This is a genomic window from Rhizobium sp. 01N48 (genome assembly GCF_056399145.1).
Window position 1 is genome coordinate 183,887 of record NZ_JBFTQT010000004.1, and the last position, 16,609, is coordinate 200,495.

Sequence of the window (16,609 nt, forward strand, 5' to 3'; positions counted from 1 at the left end):
CTACGCTTTTTGGTTTGCTTTTGCGACAAGCTACCGTCGAAAATTCATTCAATTTTCAGTTTTTTTTCCCGCTGTGGCGAATCGGTCAGCGCCAGGATGCCGGCAAAAACAACGAAGGATGACAACCATCCAAGAATGACGTCGGACAGATAGTGCGCGCCGAAGGCCAGACGCAATGCCGGTGCCAGTAACGAAATCGTGGCCAGCGGCAGGAAGAGCGCGCGTCGCGACGCGCGCGGCATGATGAAGAGAAGACAGAGCAGCCAGCCGGCTCCAGCCGCTTCGCCTGACACGAAAGAACAGTTGGACAGGCATTTACCCGCCGTCGACCCCGCCGGAACGAAGTCGAGCGCGCCGCCGAAATCGGTTGTGGAAAATGGACGAGGGCGCCCCCAATGATCCTTCAGGATGAAGTTGACGAGAACGATCGGGCCAGCGATCAACGAGCCGAGGGCGATCTTCAGCCTGCGCGCACGCTCGGCGTCGAAGGTGGCGCCGAAATGGCCATAGCAATCGATGAGCTTCCAGAGCAGCACAAACGCGGCGATGTAGGGAAGACGCAGGAAAAGCGTGCGCAGGATTTGCAGGGTAAATTCCTGGCGGTAGGGAAAGTGCCCGCAGACCTCGCGAAGCGAAACGCCGACATTGCAGGCTTCACGGGTGAAGAAATGCGCTGAGATTTCTTGGTCGATCTGCGGAAACAGATTGAAAATGACCAGCAGCGCGAACCAGGCGATAAGCAGGAATTTGAAAATGTCGACGCTGCTGTAACCGGCTTGGCGTATGGCAATCGGATTGAAAGCCTTCAATATGGAGTTCAAGACCGATCCTCGACGCATCAACTTGTTCGGATGAATAGTCGTCATCCATGACGCTTTGTTGACGCAACTCCCGCGATCCTGAACGTGATGGCCGCGACAAAGACTTGTCTTCAGTGGTGAAAACCTGAATGATCGGGCAAGAGGATTTAAAACGATCCCACTGGAGAAGACATGTCAGCCAAATTCGATATCTCGTTTGAAAAATCTGCCGAAATTGCCGGTGGATACGCCATTCTGTTGCAGGCCAAGGGGCAGGATCTCGCCGCCGGTGCAAGTGTCGCCGACCCATCGGATGTGGTGGCCAAGGCCGCCAAGATCGCTGGCTTCTCGGCCAAGCTTGCCGGCGCGCTCGATATCGTGGCGCCCGAGGGATCGAAGGCTGAGCGCATCTTCGTCATCGGTCTCGGGAAGGCGGACGCTCTGGTTTCGTTCGATTGGCTGAAGGCGGGTGGTGCTGCCGCCTCGAAGATCAAGAACACGACGGATGTGACCATCTTTGTGGACGCGCCGGGCGTGGATGTCACCGCCACGCAGGCCGCTGATTTCGCGCTCGGCATGATGTTGCGCGCCTATGGCTTCGATACCTACAAGACGAAGAAGTCGGACGACGAGAACAGCGCCAAGGACGGCAGCGCGTCGGTCAAGGTGCGCATCGTCACGGCGAAGGCATCTGAGGCCGCCAAGGCCTTCGAGGTCTCGCAGGCCGTCGCTAACGGCGTCAATCTGGCGCGCGATCTCGTCAACGAGCCGGCCAACGTGCTCGGCCCGGTCGAATTCGCCGCCAAGGCCAGGGAGCTCGAGAAGCTCGGCGTCGAGGTCGAAATCCTGACGGAAAAGGAAATGGGCAAGCTCGGCATGGGCGCGCTTCTCGGCGTTGCTCAGGGCTCCGTGCGTCCGCCGCGCCTGGCTGTCATGCAGTGGAAGGGCGGCAAGAGCGGTGACGCGCCGCTCGCCTTCATCGGCAAGGGCGTTGTCTTCGATACCGGCGGCATCTCCATCAAGCCTGCCGGTGGCATGGAAGACATGAAGGGCGACATGGGCGGTGCTGCCGCCGTCACCGGCCTCATGCATGTGCTGGCCGCCCGCAAGGCCAAGGCGAACGTCGTCGGCATCATCGGCCTGGTCGAGAACATGCCCGATGGCAACGCGCAGCGGCCCGGCGATATCGTCACCTCCATGTCCGGCCAGACCATCGAGGTCATCAACACCGATGCCGAAGGCCGCCTCGTGCTCTGCGACGCCGTCTGGTATTGCAACGATCGCTTCAAGCCCAAGTTCATGATCGATCTCGCGACGCTCACGGGTGCGATTCTCGTGGCGCTGGGCAATATCCAGGCCGGCTTGTTTTCCAACGACGACAAGCTGTCGGAGCAGTTGATCGCGGCCGGAACCGAGACCCACGAGCGCCTCTGGCGCATGCCGCTGGGCAAGGAATACGACAAGATGATCGACAGCAAGTTTGCCGACATGAAAAACACCGGCGGTCGCCACGCCGGTTCGATCACGGCCGCCCACTTCATCGGCCGCTTCGTTGGCGACACGCCCTGGGCGCATCTCGATATCGCCGGCACAGCCATGGGCTCGCCGCTTGACGAGATCAACCAGTCCTGGGGTTCGGGCTACGGCGTGCGGCTGCTCGACCAGCTGGTGCGCGCCAACTACGAATCATGACCGAGGTCCTGTTCTACCATCTGACCGAATCCAAGCTGGAAGACGCGCTTCCGCCGTTGCTCGACAAAAGCGTCGAGCGCGGCTGGCGCGTCGCGGTTCAGATGAAGGAAGCGACTCACAGGGATGCGCTCGATGCGCATCTCTGGACCTTCCGCGAAGACAGCTTCCTGCCACATGGCACGGATGAGGGGGAACTCGCCGGCAATCAGCCTGTTCTCCTGACCGTCGCCGACGACAACATCAACGGCGCCACCGTTCGCTTTATCGTCGCCGGCGCCGAGCCGCCGCCGCTCGATCCCTACGAGCGGGTCGTTTTCATGTTCGATGGCTACGACCAAGAACAACTCGAAGGTGCGCGCGCGCAGTGGAAGAAGCTGAAAGGTGAGGGACACAGCCTCACATATTGGCAGCAGACACCCGAGGGGCGCTGGGAAAAGAAGGCCTAGCCCACGCAGAGCTGCTGGCGGGATCAAACGATCCCGGCATCCTTGACTACCTTTTCGATAAAATCGTGCTTGGCTCGGGTATACTCCGCCCGGCTTGCTGCATGCGTGCCGGCAAGGTCGATTTTCAGCTGTTCATAGGCGCGGGCGAGATCGGGATCGGCGCGGAGCGCATCGCGAAACGTCAGCATGCGGTTCCAGTTCTCGCCGCGATATTCCACGACATGCACCAGATGCGTCCTAGTCTCGCCCTTGATGCCGCGCCCGAAGATGTGATCGTCGGGCACGAGATCGGTGCCGGCATAGTCGTAGCCGATGCTCTCCATCGCGCCGACGCAGGCCGGGCCGTCGGCGAAGTATCGGATCCCGACCATGATGTCGATGATCGGCTTGGCCTTGATTGATGGGATCGATGTGCTGCCGACATGCTGGATGTCGATGACGGTGTCGCCGAGCGCCTGGCGGATCGCCTCGGCCTCTTCTTCATAGGCCTCATGCCATAAGGCATTTGCGTCGGAAAGCGATACCGTCAGGTTTTTCAGGCCTAGACCGAAAGCTTCATCGTCGCGCATGCCGAACCTCTGAGATACCGAAGATGACCTTACTGTATCACGAGGTTCGGCAATTTCGAATCAATCGTGGAAGGCTTCGACGAACTTGCGGCGGCCGAGCATGAAGGCATCGGCGACGTGGCGCAGCGGCGCGAGGTCGACGTCCGACTTGCCGGCTTTGACGATCTCCGCGAAGCGGCGATAGAGCGAAGGATATTCCTCTTCCGGTGCTTCGAATTTCAGCTCGCCGTTGATGGAAAGCTTCGAGCCGCCTTCGGCCAGAACCATCTTGCCAGCCGCCGTCTCGGCGAAGATATCCCAGCTCTGCTTGCCGGTCTGGCGCCAGTCGAATTCGACATGCGCGGGCACGTTATCGGCGTTCTTGAAGTGCAGGTCGGCCGCGATCGGCGCGTCGCGGTTCTCCGGGAATTCCAGCGTTGCGCTGGTCAGGAAGATCGCCTTCGGCAGGATGTGCGTGACGATCGACAGCGCGTTGATGCCGGGATCGAACACGCCAAGGCCGCCGGCCTGCCAGATCCAATCCTGATTCGGATGCCACTGGCGCACGTCTTCCTTCCAGACGACGTGAACGCTTTCGATGGTCGTGGACGCGAGGAAGGACTTGGCAGCCTCTACGGCCGCCGCATAGCGCGAATGCCAGCTGGCGAACAGCGACACGCCCTTGGAGGCTGCGAGCGCCTCGAGATCGGCTACTTCGCTCAGCGTCGCGCCCGGAGGCTTTTCGAGAAACACGTGCTTGCCGGCCGAAAGGGCTTTGTGGGCGGCCTCATAGCGATACTGCGGCGGCATGCACAGCGACACCGCGTCGATCTCGGGCACGGCGTCGAGCATGGCGTCGATCGCGGTGAAGCTCTGGACGCCATCGACGGTGCCGTGACGGCTCGCCGTGGCGATCAGGTTGAAATCCGGGTTCTTGGCGATGGAGGGAAGGTGCTGGTCGCGGACGATCTTGCCGACGCCGACGATGGCGAGGTTGATGGGTGACATGCTGTTGGCTCGCTTCGGTGTTTCGCTCAAAAGTATGATTATTGGGCGCCTGTTTTAACAGAAAGACGCCGGCGGGCAAGCGCCGGCGTCTGCCGTGAACCTCGAATTCCGCAGTCGAATTAGAGCGACGCCATGACAGTAGGCGCGGCAGGCTTCTTGAACTTCAGGGTCACTACCTTGTAGCCCTCGGCCTCCAGCTTGGAGAGCAGGGTGGGGAGCATGGTCGCCGTGCGATTGTGGATGTCGTGCATCAGGATGATGCCGCGTCCGCGCTTGTGGAGAAGGTCGAGCGTGCGTTTGGTCACTGCGACGGGCGTCGTGTTGAAATAGTCCTTGCTGTCGACATCGACGTCCATCACGACCATATCCCGCATGGCGATCGCGGCGCGCAGCTTGTGGCTGTCGGCGAGGTAGGGGAAGCGGAAGAAATTGACCTCGACACCCGTGGCCTTCGTCACCGCCGCTTCGCCGCGCATGACTTCCGCCATCGCCATATCGAAGGTCAGCGAGGCCAAGTTGTCGTGCTTGTATGTGTGGCTGCCGATCGCATTGCCGTCCATGGCAACCTTGCGGGCGAGTTCGGGATGCAGCGCCGCCATTTCACCGACCATCATGAAGGCGCCCTTGACGCCGAACTCGTCCAGCGTCGCCAGCACGCGGTCGGTGCGGCCCGGGATCGGGCCGTCGTCGAAGCTGAGAATGACTTCCTTGTCCTGCAGCCGGATATCGTGGATCGACGAAACGGTCATGGTGCGGCCGGCGAGGTGATGCTGCTTGCCGAAGCCACGTGCGCGGGGCTGCCCGGCCGCATCGCCGCCGATCGTGTCCTGCTTGCCTTCGGGCGCCACGATCGACGAGGTCTTGATCGTCTTGTCGGGCGCGGGCTGCTTTGTAGTCTGGCAGCCGGCGAGGGCGGCGGCGCACAGAAGAAGACCGGAGTAAAAAGCGAAACGATGCATGAAGAGTGTCTCAACAAATCAGTAATGAATGTTGAGACAACCTTGATGATTATGGTTAACGATCGGTTTCTTTCGACCGTTTGCGCGCTAACAAATGTTAATTTCGAAGCGCTCGCACGACGACTGTGGCTATCCCGCCATAGCCTCTTCGTATTCGGATGAAAGCTCCAGCCATTGTTCCTCGGCCGCGGCCAGCTTGGCGGCTGCTTCTCCACGCTGCTTTGCCTTCTCGGCTGCCTTCGCCGGCGCCTTCTCGTAGAGCACGGGATCCGCAAGTTCCGCATCAAGGCCCTGAATCAGTTTCTCCAGCTTCCCCGTCAAGGATTCGATTTCGTTGATCTTTTTCTTGAGAGGGGCAAGCGAGGCGCGACGTTCGGCGTTCAGCTTGCGCTGGTCCGCCTTGGTTGCCGCATCCTCAGTCACTTGCGGCTTTTCGTCTTTTTTTTTGCCCGAGGCGACGATCAGGTCGCGATATTCGTCCATATCGCCTTCGAACGCGGCGACCGTGCCGTTATTGACCAGCCAAAGCCGGTCGACCGTCGCTTCGATCAGGTAGCGATCGTGCGAGATCAGGATGACGGCGCCTTCGTAATCGTTCAGCGCCTCGATCAGCGCCCGGCGGCTGTCGATGTCGAGGTGGTTGGTCGGCTCGTCGAGAATGAGCAGGTTCGGCGCATGGAAGGCGGCAAGACCCATCAGCAGACGCGCCTTTTCGCCACCCGACAGATCCTTGGCGGCCGTCGACATCTTTTCCGTCGCCAGACCCATCTGCGCGACGCGGGCGCGCACCTTTGCCTCGGGCGCTTCCGGCATCAGCCGGCGCACGTGCTCGACCGGCGATTGGTCGGGGATAAGGTCGTCGAGTTGGTGCTGTGCGAAGAAGCCGATCTTCAGGCTCGGTGCCAGCTTCACTTCGCCGCTTTCGGCCGAAAGCCTGCCGGAAATGAACTTCGCGAAGGTCGACTTGCCGTTGCCGTTCGAGCCGAGAAGCGCGATGCGGTCGTCATTGTCGATGCGAAGGTTGAGCCCCTTGAGGATCGGCTTGCCCGGCTCGTAGCCCACAGCGCCGCCCGAGATGGCAACGATCGGGGAGGCGGGTTGCTTTTCCGGTTCGGGGAATGTGATCGGCTGCACGTGATCCTCGATGACCGAGGCCACCGTGCCCATGCGCTCCAGTGCCTTGACACGGCTCTGCGCCTGCCGGGCCTTGGAGGCCTTCGCCTTGAAGCGGTCGATAAAGCTCTGCAGATGCTTGCGCGCCGCGTCGTTCTTCGCCTTCGCCTTGGTCTGCAATTCGTCGGCTTCCGCCTTCTGCCGCTCGAACTGATCGTAGCCGCCGCGATAGAAGGTCAGCTTCTTCTGGTCGAGATGCACGATCGAGTTGACGGCATTGTTCAGGAGGTCGCGATCGTGGCTGATGATCAGGACGGTATGCGGATAGCGGCGGACATAATCCTCGAGCCAGAGCGTGCCTTCGAGATCGAGATAGTTGGTCGGCTCGTCGAGCAGGAGCAGATCGGGTTCGGTAAAGAGCACCGACGCCAGCGCCACGCGCATGCGCCATCCACCGGAGAAGGACGATGCCGGCCGCGCCTGCGCCTCCTGGCTGAAGCCGAGGCCGGACAGGATGCTGGCGGCGCGTGCTTCGGCCGAATGTGCGTCGATGTCGACCAGGCGCATCTGGATCTCGGCAATGCGGTGCGGATCGTTGGCCGTCTCCGCCTCCGCCATCAACGCGGCGCGCTCCTTGTCAGCGGAGAGCACGATCTCGATCAGCGAATCTTCCGTGCCCGGCGCCTCCTGGGCCACCTGGCCGATACGGGCGTTCTTGGGGATGGTGATCGAGCCGGTCTCAGCCCCGAGATCGCCGGTGATGATGCGAAAGAGGGTGGACTTGCCGGCGCCGTTGCGGCCAACGAGGCCAGCCTTCGTGCCCGCGGGCAGCGAAACGCTGGCATGGTCGAGGAGAAGGCGGCCGGCAATGCGGGCGGAGATATCGCTAATCGTGATCATGCCCGGCGTTTTGGCCGAAAGCCGCGATCAGCGCAAGAGCTTGAAGCGGCCTCTCAGCGCCCGAATGCCTGTACCGGCAGGCGCCGGTTCGATTGGGCGGCGTGAAGCGCGATGCGGGCATTGGCCTGCAGCTGCGAGGCGGTCGCGGCATCGGCACTCAGGGCAACGCCGAGCGACACCGTCAGCTTGGCGTTCTGTCCGGCATCCGAGGTCGCGAAGACCACGTTCTCTTCCACGGAATTGCGCAGGCGTTCGGCGATCGCCATCGCCTCCTGCATGCCGACATTGGCAAACAGGAAGGTAAACTCGTCGCCATCAGTGCGGGCCACGAAGTCGTGCTTCTTGATCGACTTGCGGAACAGGTCGGCAAGCTTCTTCAAAAGGCGGCTGCCGGTCTGCGTGCCGTAGCGGCTGTTCAGCGCCTTGAAGTCATCGATATCCATCATGATCAGCGCGCTTCCGGCCGAGCCTTCCTCGCGCTCATAGAGATCGAGTACGGTCTTGTTAAGCGCGGTGCGGTTGGGAAGGCCGGTGAGCCGGTCGGTCGAGGATGCCGTTTGAGCAGCGGCGACCCCCCGCTCGAGCGCTTCCATCCGATCAACGTCGTGGCGCAGCTTGGTCTCGAGATCGGTCTCGGCGGTCAGGAGACCGGCCAGAGAGGTCGACAGGAATTCCATCTCACTCATGAAGGAGGAGAGGCTCTGGTCCGGGCTGCCGGTGATCGATTTCAGCGCGGTTTCCGCCGCGCGCATGAAGCTCTGCTTCTGCTTTACGCCTGATGTCAGGCGTTCGACGGCATCGCGCATCATCTTGCTCATCTCGGCCTGCGAGGTCTCTCCGACCAGTCCGCAATGGCTGACGAGGCGATATTTGAGGCCGAGTTCGTCAAGCGATGGCTGGCGCGGTGCTGCGCCAAGCGAGGCGATATCCTGGGCAAGGGCAGCGTTCTGGCCGACGATCGCCTCATGAAACAGCTCGTAATTGCGCGGCAGGCCGGAAACGCCAAGGCGCGTCATATGCTGGCTGATCCGCTGAATATCCGTGACCGGTGCCGGACGAGATGTCTCGCGTTGCGCCTGCGGGCTTGATGCTGCATTTGCCATGTTGCACTCCTCGCTCGTCGGCCCTGTCCGGCCTCGTTCTCTCCCCTATGCACCGGACTATTTAAGATGGGCTGAATTTGCACCTTTGCCGAGTAAATCCCTTTCCGGGATTTCGCCAACGCGGTTAATGCCGCGTTTCCGTCATGCGCTCAGCCAGCGCTTGCCGTCGCTGTGCAGGAAATAGCTGAGATCGAGCGACAGGCTGGGCTTGCCGAGCGAGGTCAAGGTCATGTGGCACTGGCCGCGATGATGCGTCTGGTGGTTGAACAGATGCGACAGCGCCGGCCACAGCGGCTGGGTGATCGCGCCGGGGCGGGTGACCGGCGTGTAGGTGAACGTACCCGCAAGCGCATCTGCATCAAGCGTATCGACCCATTCGGCGATCCTGCTGTCCTCTCGCTCACGCGCGGCACCCAGGCCAGCGAGGTCTTCATAGAGGATGCTGTCGAGCGTCGTCGGTGCGTCGCCCGATCCGGTGAAGCGCTTCATCCAGATCCGATCGGCCGACAGGATGTGGTTGAGCGTTGCGTTGAGCGAGCCGAAGAAGGCGCCACGGTTTTCGCGGTATTCGGCATCCGTCAGTTCCGAGGCTGCCGCATAGACCTTCCCATTGGCCCAGCGGTTGTAATCCGCAAACATCGCATATTGCTTCTGCATTTTGCCCTCCATCTCTTGATCCGTTCTATCCTATGGAGCTTTGCCAGCAATGGCGCTGATGGCTTCATGAAATTCCGTCATCGCCTCGCACCAAACTGTCCCGCTCTGTGACGGACGCGTGAAATTCGCGCAGCCCCCTTGTTTTCAGCCTATCGGACGGGTAAACACCGCCCACTTTTCCCCGATGAATGAGGATTATTACAATGGCGATTGAACGCACCTTCTCGATGATCAAGCCGGACGCAACGAAGCGCAACCTGACCGGCGCCATCACCAAGGTATTCGAAGACAACGGCCTGCGCATCATCGCCTCCAAGCGCGTATGGATGTCCAAGCGCGAAGCTGAAGGCTTCTACGCCGTTCACAAGGAGCGCCCCTTCTTCGGCGAACTGGTTGAAGGCATGACCTCTGGCCCGACCATCGTTCAGGTCCTGGAAGGCGAGAACGCCATCCTGAAGAACCGCGAAATCATGGGCGCGACCAACCCTGCCAACGCTGACGAAGGCACGATCCGCAAGCAGTTCGCGCTGTCGATCGGCGAAAACTCGGTTCACGGTTCGGACGCTCCTGAGACCGCTGTCCAGGAAATCGCCTACTGGTTCGCAGAAACCGAAATCGTCGGCTGAATCAAAAGCTCAGCCCCAGGGCTGAACCTTTTGAAATGACTCGGAAAGCCCGGCCACCGCGCCGGGCTTTTTCACGTCTTGGGGCAGGTATCGGCGCTGTCGTAATCGACGGTCCCATCCGCTTTGAAGACCTCGGGATTCTTGGTGTAGAGCGGCCCGACAACGAGCGGCTTGCCCGGCATGATCGACTGATCGACATCCGATGTGACCGTCGTCTTCAGGCTCTGCAGCTCTTTTCCGGTGGCATCGACCAATCGGATGCTGACGGCGTAGGGCCTATCTTTCTTCACGCAATGGATAGGCGGGCTTTGCAGGCTGATCTTCTCCCAGGCCGGAAAGATCTTCTCGTTGATCACAAGCGGCGCTCCGCCGGCGGGGTTCTCGAACTCGGCGATCGCCACTGCGCCATCAGGCAACGGCGCCTTCTTGCTCAGCGTCACCAGATAGGTCGCGATCGCGACGCGGTAGTTGAACACGAAGATATGGCCGCTGACCTGCACCAGCGTGTCGCTCTCGCGCTGGCAACCGCTAAGCACCAGCATCGCCGACATCACGGCCGCTCCAAGCGCTTTCATGACCCGTTCTCCTCTTTCCGGCGCCGATAGTGCTTGATCGCCTTGGCGCGATTGCCGCAGACCGCCATGTCGCACCAGGTCCGGCTCCTGTTCTTGCTGCGATCGAGAAACAGCCAGCCGCAATTGCCGCAGATCTTCATCCGCTCCGGCTCCGGCGAGGCGATCAGCTTCAGCACCGAATGCGCCGTGGCGCGATCGATGCTGGCGGCATCTGAGCGGCCGCGCAGCACGACCGCGACTGCTTCCAACAGTTCCGCCAACAGTCCATCACTGCCGCGTGAAAGCACGCGCTCGCGGAAATAGCGATCGGTGGCCTCGCGCAAGGCGATGAACGCAGGCCTGCCATCAGGCTGAACCGGCGCGACGTCCCCGAAGATCGCCCGCTCGGCGCAGAAATTCGCAGCCGCCTGCGGGAAGGCCTGCAACTGCGCATCGACGGCAAAGCGATCGATACGGCGCGCCTTGTCATGCCGCAGCACGACGCTGTTGGCGACATCGAATGCGAGCGCGCCGCCGGAGAAGCGGTGAGGGGTCCACGAGAACGTCATTCCTAAAATATAACTGGTAAAAGCAATTTTGCCAGTTATGATTTCGACGAAATAGGATATGTCGATGGCCTATCTCTTGCAGCAATTGGCGAATGCGGCGCCGCTGGCGGCGCTATATGCGGCGCTGGCTTTCGGCTATGCGGTCGCCTTCGGCGTCACCAAGCGTCCCGACATCACCTATGGTGCGCTTTTCGCCTTCTCCGGCCAGATCTTGCTGCTCTTCACCGATTTCGGCTACAACAAGCTTTGGCTGGTCTTGCCCGCGGCACTCACGCTCGGCGCGGTGGCCTCGTTGGTTTATGCGATGGGGGCGGGGGTGTGGATCGGCCGCGCGGTCATGCTGCCGCTGGTGCGCCAATCCTCGAACACGGTCATCGTCGCCGCGCTCGGAGTCACCATCGTCCTGATGGAGACCGCGCGCCTGGCATCCGACACCCGCAGCTTGTGGCTGTCGCCGTTTTTGAACGATCATGTGGTCTTCTGGCAGAGCGCCGGCTTCGAGGTGGTCTTGACCGAGATACAGATGATCAACACGGCGCTGATGTGCAGCTTCGTGGCGATCGGCGCCGTTATCCTGAAGCGAACATCCTGGGGTCGCGCCTGGCGCGCCGTCACCGATGATCCGAAGGCCGCCGAACTCTGCGGCGTCAGCGCCACCAGCGTCTTTCTCACGGCCTACGCCGCCGCCATCCTGATGGCGGCGCTGTGCGGCATCCTGTCCACCGCTTATTACGGCACGATGGATTTCGGAGCCGGACTGATGTTCGGGCTGAAGGTTCTGATGGTGGCGGCTGTCGGCGGCTACTCGGACCCGCTGAAATCGGCGGGTGGTGCTGCCGGTCTCGGTCTGGTCGAGACGTTGTGGACCGCTTACGGTCCGTTCCTGTGGCGCGACTTCGTGGTCTTTTCGCTGCTCGTGCTGTTGCTGGTGCTCAGCCGGCGTGAACGGGTGATCCCGTAATCACTTCCATTTGTCGCGCGCGGCGTCGTCGTGGCCCTTGGCCTTGACCCATTGTCGCTCGACGCCGTCCTTGCCATGCTCCTTCTTCCAGAAGGGCGCCGACGTCTTCAGGAAATCCATCACGAAGTTCGCGCCATCGAAGGCGGCCTGGCGGTGGGGAGCGGCCGCGATGACGAGCACGATGTTCTCGCCCGCAGCGATCTTTCCGTAGCGATGAATGGCGGTCAGGCCGTTGAGCTTGAAGCGCTCGATCGCCATCTCCGCGATCCGCGTCATCTCCGCCTCGGCCATCCCGGGATAGTGCTCGAGCTCCAGCGCATCAAGCGTCCCGCCTTCATCGCGGCACAGGCCGGAGAAGGTGACCAAGGCGCCAATACCCGGCTTTCCCTTGCTCAACAGATCGACTTCGGCCTGCAGGTCGAAATCCTCGCGCTGGACGCGGATGGTGGGGGTAGAGCTCATAAGAAGGTGCCTTGCTTCGCAGGCAGGGTGTGTCGCGCCGGCCCCCCTCTGCCCTGCCGGGCATCTCCCCCACAGGTGGGGAGATCACAAGCCGCTTGCTCCTCCCGCCGCTCTATCCGTCCGTTTCGCAGAAGTGTTCTTTGTGTGCACGATCGGGCGAGCCCAGCCGATCTCCCCACCTGTGGGGGAGATGCCCGGCAGGGCAGAGGGGGGCTGACTGGCACGGCAGTCACGAATTTAGCCCCCCGTCATCGGTGGGAAGATACCGATCTCCCGGGCATCGCCGATCGGCTCGTCGTGCTCGACATGTTCCTGATCGAGCGCAACGCGGATCACGTCGGGAAACTGCAAGGCGGTCTCGTATTCCTCGCCAAGCGTCTTCAGGTGATCGAGAAGATCGGTGACGGTGATGACGGAAGCGGGGAGCGTGATGTCTTCCTCGGCCTTGCCGATCCGCTCGCGTACCCAGGCGAAATAGATGAGCTTGGTCATTCGTCGTTTTCCACGATGTGCTTGATGCCGGCGCGGAAGTAATCGTAGCCGGTATATATCGTCAGGATGGCGGCGAGCCAGAGAAGCCCGATGCCGGTCATCGTGGTGTAGGGGAAGATCTCGTCGCCGGCCGGGCCCGCCAGCAGGAAGGCGATAGCCACCAGCTGCACCGTGGTCTTCCACTTGGCAATGCGCGTCACGGGAACGCTGACCTTCAGCGCCGCGAGATATTCGCGCAGACCCGAGACCAGGATCTCGCGGCAAAGAATGGTGATGGCAGCCCAGATCGACCAGCCGGCAATGGTCTGGTCCGCGGCCACGAGCAGAAGGATCGAGGCGACCAGCAGCTTGTCGGCGATCGGGTCGAGCATGCGGCCGATATTCGACGTCTGGTTCCAGATACGGGCGAGATAACCGTCAAGAAAGTCGGTGATCGACGCGATGACGAAGATCCACAGCGCAACCCAGCGGGCCGTATTGCTAATCGATAGTTTTCCTTCGACGAAGAAGCACAGGACGATGAGCGGAACCGCGAGAATGCGGCCGTAGGTCAGCAGGTTGGGGATATTGTATGCGCGCGATGCCATGAAATCTGTCTCTGGTTTGATACGTCCGTAGATGACGGCTTTGACCGCAAAGCGTCAACATTGTTTCTGTTTTTTCGCTGCCTTTGCGTGGAATTTGCGACCGACGCCACCTATTTCGCGGCGTCGTCGTGAAAATGATTGTAAACCTGCTTGGCGACCGTCTCCGAAATGCCTTCGACGGCCATCAGATCCGACAATGCCGCCCGCGAAACCGCCTTAGCCGTCCCGAAATGCTGAAGCAGCGCACGTTTGCGTGATGGGCCGATGCCGCCGATCTCGTCGAGCGGGTTCTTGACCATCTCCTTCTTGCGCCGCGCCCGGTGCGAGCCGATGGCAAACCGGTGCGCCTCGTCGCGCATGCGCTGGGTGAAGTAGAGCACCGGATCGCGCGGCGGCAGCGTGAAGCTCTCGCCGCCGGGCAGGAAGAAGCGCTCGCGACCGGCATCGCGGTCGACACCCTTGGCGACGCCGATGGCGGTGACGCTGTCGGTGATCCCGAGTTCTTCCAGGATCGCGCGCACTGCCGTCATCTGCCCCTGGCCGCCGTCGATCAGGATCACGTCGGGCCAGGCAGGGAAGGGCATGTCGGCGGCATCCACTGCCGCGACCGGCTGGCTCCTGTCGGGGATGCCTTCTTCCTTGAGCAGTCGCGTAAAGCGCCGCGTCATCACCTCGCGCATCATGCCGAAGTCGTCGCCGGGCGTGATGTCGGTCGATTTGATGTTGAACTTGCGATACTGGTTCTTCACGAAGCCTTCCGGCCCCGCGACCACCATGCCGCCGACGGCATTCGTTCCCATGATATGCGAGTTGTCATAGATCTCGACGCGCTGCGGCACGTAGGAAAGCTTGAACGTATCCTTGAAGCCTTCCAGCAGCCGCGATTGCGACGCGGTCTCCGCGAGCTTGCGCCCATGCGCCTCGCGCGCATTGCCCATGACATGATCGACCAGATCGCGCTTTTCGCCGCGCTGCGGCACCAACACGGAAATCTTGTGGCCCGCCTTCTCGGCGAAGGCGGCGGCCAAAAGCTCCATCTCCTCCACCGTCTCCGAAAGCAGGATCTGCTTCGGCACCGGCTTGTCGTCGTAGAACTGCGCCAGAAAGGCGCTCAGCACCTCGGCGCCTGTCAGCTGCGGGTCCGCCTTCGGGAAATAGGCGCGGTTGCCCCAGTTCTGCCCGGTGCGGAAGAAGAACACCTGGATGCAGGAAATCCCGCCCTCGTGATAGATCGCAAAAACATCGGCTTCCTCGACACCTGCAGGGTTGATCCCCTGGTGGCTGGACACATGCGACAGCGAGGCAAGGCGGTCGCGATAGACGGCAGCCTGTTCGAAATCGAGATCCTCGGCCGCCTGGTTCATCGCGTCCGCCATATGCGCCTTCACCTTCTGGCTCTTGCCGGAAAGGAAGTCCTTCGCCTCCTGCACCAGCTCACCATACCCCGCATCGCTGATCTCATGCGTGCAGGGCGCCGAACAGCGCTTGATCTGGTAGAGCAGGCAGGGGCGGGTGCGCGTTTCGAACACGCTGTCCGTACAGGTGCGGATCAGGAAGGCGCGTTGCAGCGAGTTGATCGTGCGGCCAACAGCGCCCGCCGAAGCGAAGGGGCCGAAATAATCACCCTTGCGAGCGCGGGCGCCGCGATGTTTCAGGATTGCAGGCGCGCGGTGGTCGCCGCTGATGAGGATATAGGGGAACGACTTGTCGTCGCGCAGAAGCACGTTAAAGCGCGGCCGCAACCGCTTGATCAGATTCGCTTCGAGCAGAAGCGCCTCGATCTCGGTTCGGGTCGTCACGAACTCCATATGCGCGGTCTGGCGCACCATCTGAGCGATGCGGTTGGAGTGCACGCGACCGAGCGCATAGTTGCTCACGCGCTTCTTCAGGCTGCGCGCCTTGCCCACATAAAGGACGTCGCCGGCCTCGTTGAACATGCGGTAGACGCCGGGGCTGTTCGGCAGCCGCTTGACGAATTCCGCGATCAGGTCGGCACCGACAAGCCCCGTCTCGTTGCTGCCGCCTTCGTTCCAGTCGATGGCAGAGGCAACCGGCGCGCCAACGGGCGAGGCAGAGCTTTCGCTTTCCACCTCGATATCGTCGTCGGTCTCGTCATTTTCGTCGTAAAGAACGCCGCCATCCGGCAGCTTCCTTGAATTCATTCCGTAATCTCCGCCACATCGGGCGTCTGCCAGGCAAGATGCTGGCCGCCGTCGAGGGCAATCATTTGGCCGGTGATGGAGGGCGTATCATAGAGGAAGCGGATCGTCCGTCCGAACTCGCCGAATCCCGGCCCCGCCTTCATGATAAGGCCGTCGACCTGCTGCTGGAAGTCCTCTTCGCTCTGTCGCGCACTTCGAACGGTCGGCCCCGGGCCGAGCGCATTGACGCGAATGCGTGGCGCGAAGCTCTGCGCCATCGTCTGCGTCGCCGTCCACAGCGCCGCCTTTGAGAGCGTATAGGAATAGAAGCCCGGATTGAGCGCCCAGACCCGCTGGTCGATGATATTGACGATCAGCCCCACGGCACTCTTTGGCAGTTGTTCGGCAAAGGCGGCGGACAATATGGACGGCGCACGCACGTGCAGCGCGAAATGATCGTCCCAGGCCGCCGCGTCAAAGTGGTGCGCCGAATCATTGTGGAAGGCCGACGCGTTGTTGACGAGCAAATCGAGCGGTCCGAGCGCCTCAAACGCCTTTTTTATCAGTCCGTTGGTGTCCTCGACGTCCTTCAAATCGGCGTGAAGCGCAATCGCGGTTTTGCCGTTTCGCCGCAATTCCGCCGCAAAATTTTCCGCCTCGGCGATGGAACCATTCGCGTGGATCGCAACCGAGAAGCCGCTCGCTGCAAGATCTTCGACTATCGCACGGCCTATTCTCTTTGCCGACCCTGTCACCAACGCTGTTCGAAGTCTTGTCTCGCTCAAAATCCTGCCTCTTCATCCCGCAAATCTCTGCGGTGCTTATATAGGCGGCGGATCAGATCTTATAAATAGGCGTCTTGATTGCGCACAGAACTTGGATATTGTACGTATTATTTAAGAATATAATTCGATAAAATAAGTATTCATGATTTAACGCTTGGTTAGGGTTAATGAAGTCTTTGTTGCGATAAAGCAACATCGAATTTCAG

At 61.2% G+C, this 16,609-nt stretch carries 18 protein-coding genes; 4 read left to right on the forward strand and 14 right to left on the reverse strand.

What is annotated here, in order from left to right:
- Window positions 1–44: 44 nt before the first annotated feature.
- The gene (locus AC1DOG_RS10115; protein WP_477927729.1) at window positions 45–821 is read right to left on the reverse strand and encodes a phosphatase PAP2 family protein; all 777 of its coding nucleotides are present in this window, start codon (window positions 819–821) and stop codon (window positions 45–47) included.
- Between the two features lie 171 nt (window positions 822–992).
- On the opposite strand from AC1DOG_RS10115, the gene AC1DOG_RS10120 reads away from it, so the two are divergent.
- A complete protein-coding gene (locus AC1DOG_RS10120) occupies window positions 993–2,492 on the forward strand; it encodes a leucyl aminopeptidase (RefSeq protein ID WP_477927731.1) in 1,500 nt (499 codons plus the stop codon).
- On the forward strand, window positions 2,489–2,938 hold the full coding sequence (locus tag AC1DOG_RS10125) for a DNA polymerase III subunit chi (RefSeq protein ID WP_047513301.1): 450 nt from the start codon (window positions 2,489–2,491) through the stop codon (window positions 2,936–2,938). Before AC1DOG_RS10120 ends, AC1DOG_RS10125 begins: the two co-directional genes overlap by 4 nt.
- A gap of 23 nt (window positions 2,939–2,961) precedes the next feature.
- Here the strand turns inward: AC1DOG_RS10125 and AC1DOG_RS10130 are convergent, their stop codons facing one another.
- The 6 genes from AC1DOG_RS10130 to AC1DOG_RS10155 all read right to left on the reverse strand — a co-directional run bounded on the left by AC1DOG_RS10130 (window position 2,962) and on the right by AC1DOG_RS10155 (window position 9,226).
- Complete coding sequence (locus AC1DOG_RS10130; protein ID WP_477927733.1) at window positions 2,962–3,507, reverse strand: GrpB family protein; 546 nt, start codon at window positions 3,505–3,507, stop codon at window positions 2,962–2,964.
- Between the two features lie 60 nt (window positions 3,508–3,567).
- The gene (locus AC1DOG_RS10135) at window positions 3,568–4,494 is read right to left on the reverse strand and encodes a Gfo/Idh/MocA family protein (protein ID WP_477927735.1); all 927 of its coding nucleotides are present in this window, start codon (window positions 4,492–4,494) and stop codon (window positions 3,568–3,570) included.
- A gap of 119 nt (window positions 4,495–4,613) precedes the next feature.
- Window positions 4,614–5,453, reverse strand: a complete 840-nt coding sequence (locus tag AC1DOG_RS10140; protein WP_113200622.1) for a polysaccharide deacetylase family protein — start codon at window positions 5,451–5,453, stop codon at window positions 4,614–4,616.
- Between the two features lie 129 nt (window positions 5,454–5,582).
- On the reverse strand, window positions 5,583–7,466 hold the full coding sequence (locus AC1DOG_RS10145; RefSeq protein WP_477927738.1) for an ABC-F family ATP-binding cassette domain-containing protein: 1,884 nt from the start codon (window positions 7,464–7,466) through the stop codon (window positions 5,583–5,585).
- Window positions 7,467–7,519: 53 nt separating this feature from the next.
- Window positions 7,520–8,569: a GGDEF domain-containing protein gene (locus AC1DOG_RS10150; RefSeq protein ID WP_477927740.1), complete on the reverse strand. Its 1,050-nt coding sequence runs from the start codon at window positions 8,567–8,569 to the stop codon at window positions 7,520–7,522.
- A gap of 141 nt (window positions 8,570–8,710) precedes the next feature.
- Window positions 8,711–9,226: a DinB family protein gene (locus AC1DOG_RS10155; protein WP_477927742.1), complete on the reverse strand. Its 516-nt coding sequence runs from the start codon at window positions 9,224–9,226 to the stop codon at window positions 8,711–8,713.
- Window positions 9,227–9,429: 203 nt separating this feature from the next.
- On the opposite strand from AC1DOG_RS10155, the gene ndk reads away from it, so the two are divergent.
- Window positions 9,430–9,852 (forward strand): nucleoside-diphosphate kinase, encoded by a 423-nt coding sequence (gene ndk, locus AC1DOG_RS10160; RefSeq protein ID WP_018898730.1) that lies wholly within the window; start codon window positions 9,430–9,432, stop codon window positions 9,850–9,852.
- A gap of 71 nt (window positions 9,853–9,923) precedes the next feature.
- On the opposite strand, the gene AC1DOG_RS10165 is transcribed toward ndk, so the two are convergent.
- Together AC1DOG_RS10165 and AC1DOG_RS10170 are read right to left on the reverse strand one after the other, a co-directional pair.
- A complete protein-coding gene (locus tag AC1DOG_RS10165; RefSeq protein WP_477927744.1) occupies window positions 9,924–10,427 on the reverse strand; it encodes a hypothetical protein in 504 nt (167 codons plus the stop codon).
- On the reverse strand, window positions 10,424–10,975 hold the full coding sequence (locus AC1DOG_RS10170; protein ID WP_477927746.1) for a CGNR zinc finger domain-containing protein: 552 nt from the start codon (window positions 10,973–10,975) through the stop codon (window positions 10,424–10,426). Before AC1DOG_RS10170 ends, AC1DOG_RS10165 begins: the two co-directional genes overlap by 4 nt.
- A 64-nt stretch (window positions 10,976–11,039) precedes the next feature.
- On the opposite strand from AC1DOG_RS10170, the gene AC1DOG_RS10175 reads away from it, so the two are divergent.
- Window positions 11,040–11,936, forward strand: coding sequence for a branched-chain amino acid ABC transporter permease (locus AC1DOG_RS10175; RefSeq protein ID WP_477927748.1), 897 nt, complete (start codon window positions 11,040–11,042; stop codon window positions 11,934–11,936).
- On the opposite strand, the gene AC1DOG_RS10180 is transcribed toward AC1DOG_RS10175, so the two are convergent.
- From AC1DOG_RS10180 to AC1DOG_RS10200, 5 genes are all read right to left on the reverse strand, one after another.
- Window positions 11,937–12,398 (reverse strand): molybdenum cofactor biosynthesis protein MoaE, encoded by a 462-nt coding sequence (locus tag AC1DOG_RS10180; protein WP_477927750.1) that lies wholly within the window; start codon window positions 12,396–12,398, stop codon window positions 11,937–11,939.
- Window positions 12,399–12,635: 237 nt separating this feature from the next.
- Window positions 12,636–12,890 (reverse strand): molybdopterin converting factor subunit 1, encoded by a 255-nt coding sequence (moaD, locus tag AC1DOG_RS10185; protein ID WP_477927752.1) that lies wholly within the window; start codon window positions 12,888–12,890, stop codon window positions 12,636–12,638.
- On the reverse strand, window positions 12,887–13,477 hold the full coding sequence (gene pgsA, locus AC1DOG_RS10190) for a CDP-diacylglycerol--glycerol-3-phosphate 3-phosphatidyltransferase (RefSeq protein ID WP_018898724.1): 591 nt from the start codon (window positions 13,475–13,477) through the stop codon (window positions 12,887–12,889). Before pgsA ends, moaD begins: the two co-directional genes overlap by 4 nt.
- 110 nt (window positions 13,478–13,587) lie before the next feature.
- Window positions 13,588–15,639, reverse strand: coding sequence for an excinuclease ABC subunit UvrC (gene uvrC, locus AC1DOG_RS10195; protein WP_477927754.1), 2,052 nt, complete (start codon window positions 15,637–15,639; stop codon window positions 13,588–13,590).
- The gene (locus AC1DOG_RS10200; RefSeq protein WP_477927756.1) at window positions 15,636–16,403 is read right to left on the reverse strand and encodes an SDR family oxidoreductase; all 768 of its coding nucleotides are present in this window, start codon (window positions 16,401–16,403) and stop codon (window positions 15,636–15,638) included. Before AC1DOG_RS10200 ends, uvrC begins: the two co-directional genes overlap by 4 nt.
- Between the last annotated feature and the right edge of the window lie 206 nt (window positions 16,404–16,609).

Excerpts from the sequence above, each read along its gene's own strand:
- AC1DOG_RS10120 (WP_477927731.1), top strand. The coding sequence starts at position 993 with ATGTCAGCCAAATTCGATATCTCGTTTGAAAAATCTGCCGAAATTGCC.
- AC1DOG_RS10125 (WP_047513301.1), top strand. The coding sequence starts at position 2,489 with ATGACCGAGGTCCTGTTCTACCATCTGACCGAATCCAAGCTGGAAGAC.
- AC1DOG_RS10130 (WP_477927733.1), bottom strand. The coding sequence starts at position 3,507 with ATGCGCGACGATGAAGCTTTCGGTCTAGGCCTGAAAAACCTGACGGTA.
- AC1DOG_RS10135 (WP_477927735.1), bottom strand. The coding sequence starts at position 4,494 with ATGTCACCCATCAACCTCGCCATCGTCGGCGTCGGCAAGATCGTCCGC.
- AC1DOG_RS10140 (WP_113200622.1), bottom strand. The coding sequence starts at position 5,453 with ATGCATCGTTTCGCTTTTTACTCCGGTCTTCTTCTGTGCGCCGCCGCC.
- AC1DOG_RS10145 (WP_477927738.1), bottom strand. The coding sequence starts at position 7,466 with ATGATCACGATTAGCGATATCTCCGCCCGCATTGCCGGCCGCCTTCTC.
- AC1DOG_RS10150 (WP_477927740.1), bottom strand. The coding sequence starts at position 8,569 with ATGGCAAATGCAGCATCAAGCCCGCAGGCGCAACGCGAGACATCTCGT.
- AC1DOG_RS10155 (WP_477927742.1), bottom strand. The coding sequence starts at position 9,226 with ATGCAGAAGCAATATGCGATGTTTGCGGATTACAACCGCTGGGCCAAT.
- ndk (WP_018898730.1), top strand. The coding sequence starts at position 9,430 with ATGGCGATTGAACGCACCTTCTCGATGATCAAGCCGGACGCAACGAAG.
- AC1DOG_RS10165 (WP_477927744.1), bottom strand. The coding sequence starts at position 10,427 with ATGAAAGCGCTTGGAGCGGCCGTGATGTCGGCGATGCTGGTGCTTAGC.
- AC1DOG_RS10170 (WP_477927746.1), bottom strand. The coding sequence starts at position 10,975 with ATGACGTTCTCGTGGACCCCTCACCGCTTCTCCGGCGGCGCGCTCGCA.
- AC1DOG_RS10175 (WP_477927748.1), top strand. The coding sequence starts at position 11,040 with ATGGCCTATCTCTTGCAGCAATTGGCGAATGCGGCGCCGCTGGCGGCG.
- AC1DOG_RS10180 (WP_477927750.1), bottom strand. The coding sequence starts at position 12,398 with ATGAGCTCTACCCCCACCATCCGCGTCCAGCGCGAGGATTTCGACCTG.
- moaD (WP_477927752.1), bottom strand. The coding sequence starts at position 12,890 with ATGACCAAGCTCATCTATTTCGCCTGGGTACGCGAGCGGATCGGCAAG.
- pgsA (WP_018898724.1), bottom strand. The coding sequence starts at position 13,477 with ATGGCATCGCGCGCATACAATATCCCCAACCTGCTGACCTACGGCCGC.
- uvrC (WP_477927754.1), bottom strand. The coding sequence starts at position 15,639 with ATGAATTCAAGGAAGCTGCCGGATGGCGGCGTTCTTTACGACGAAAAT.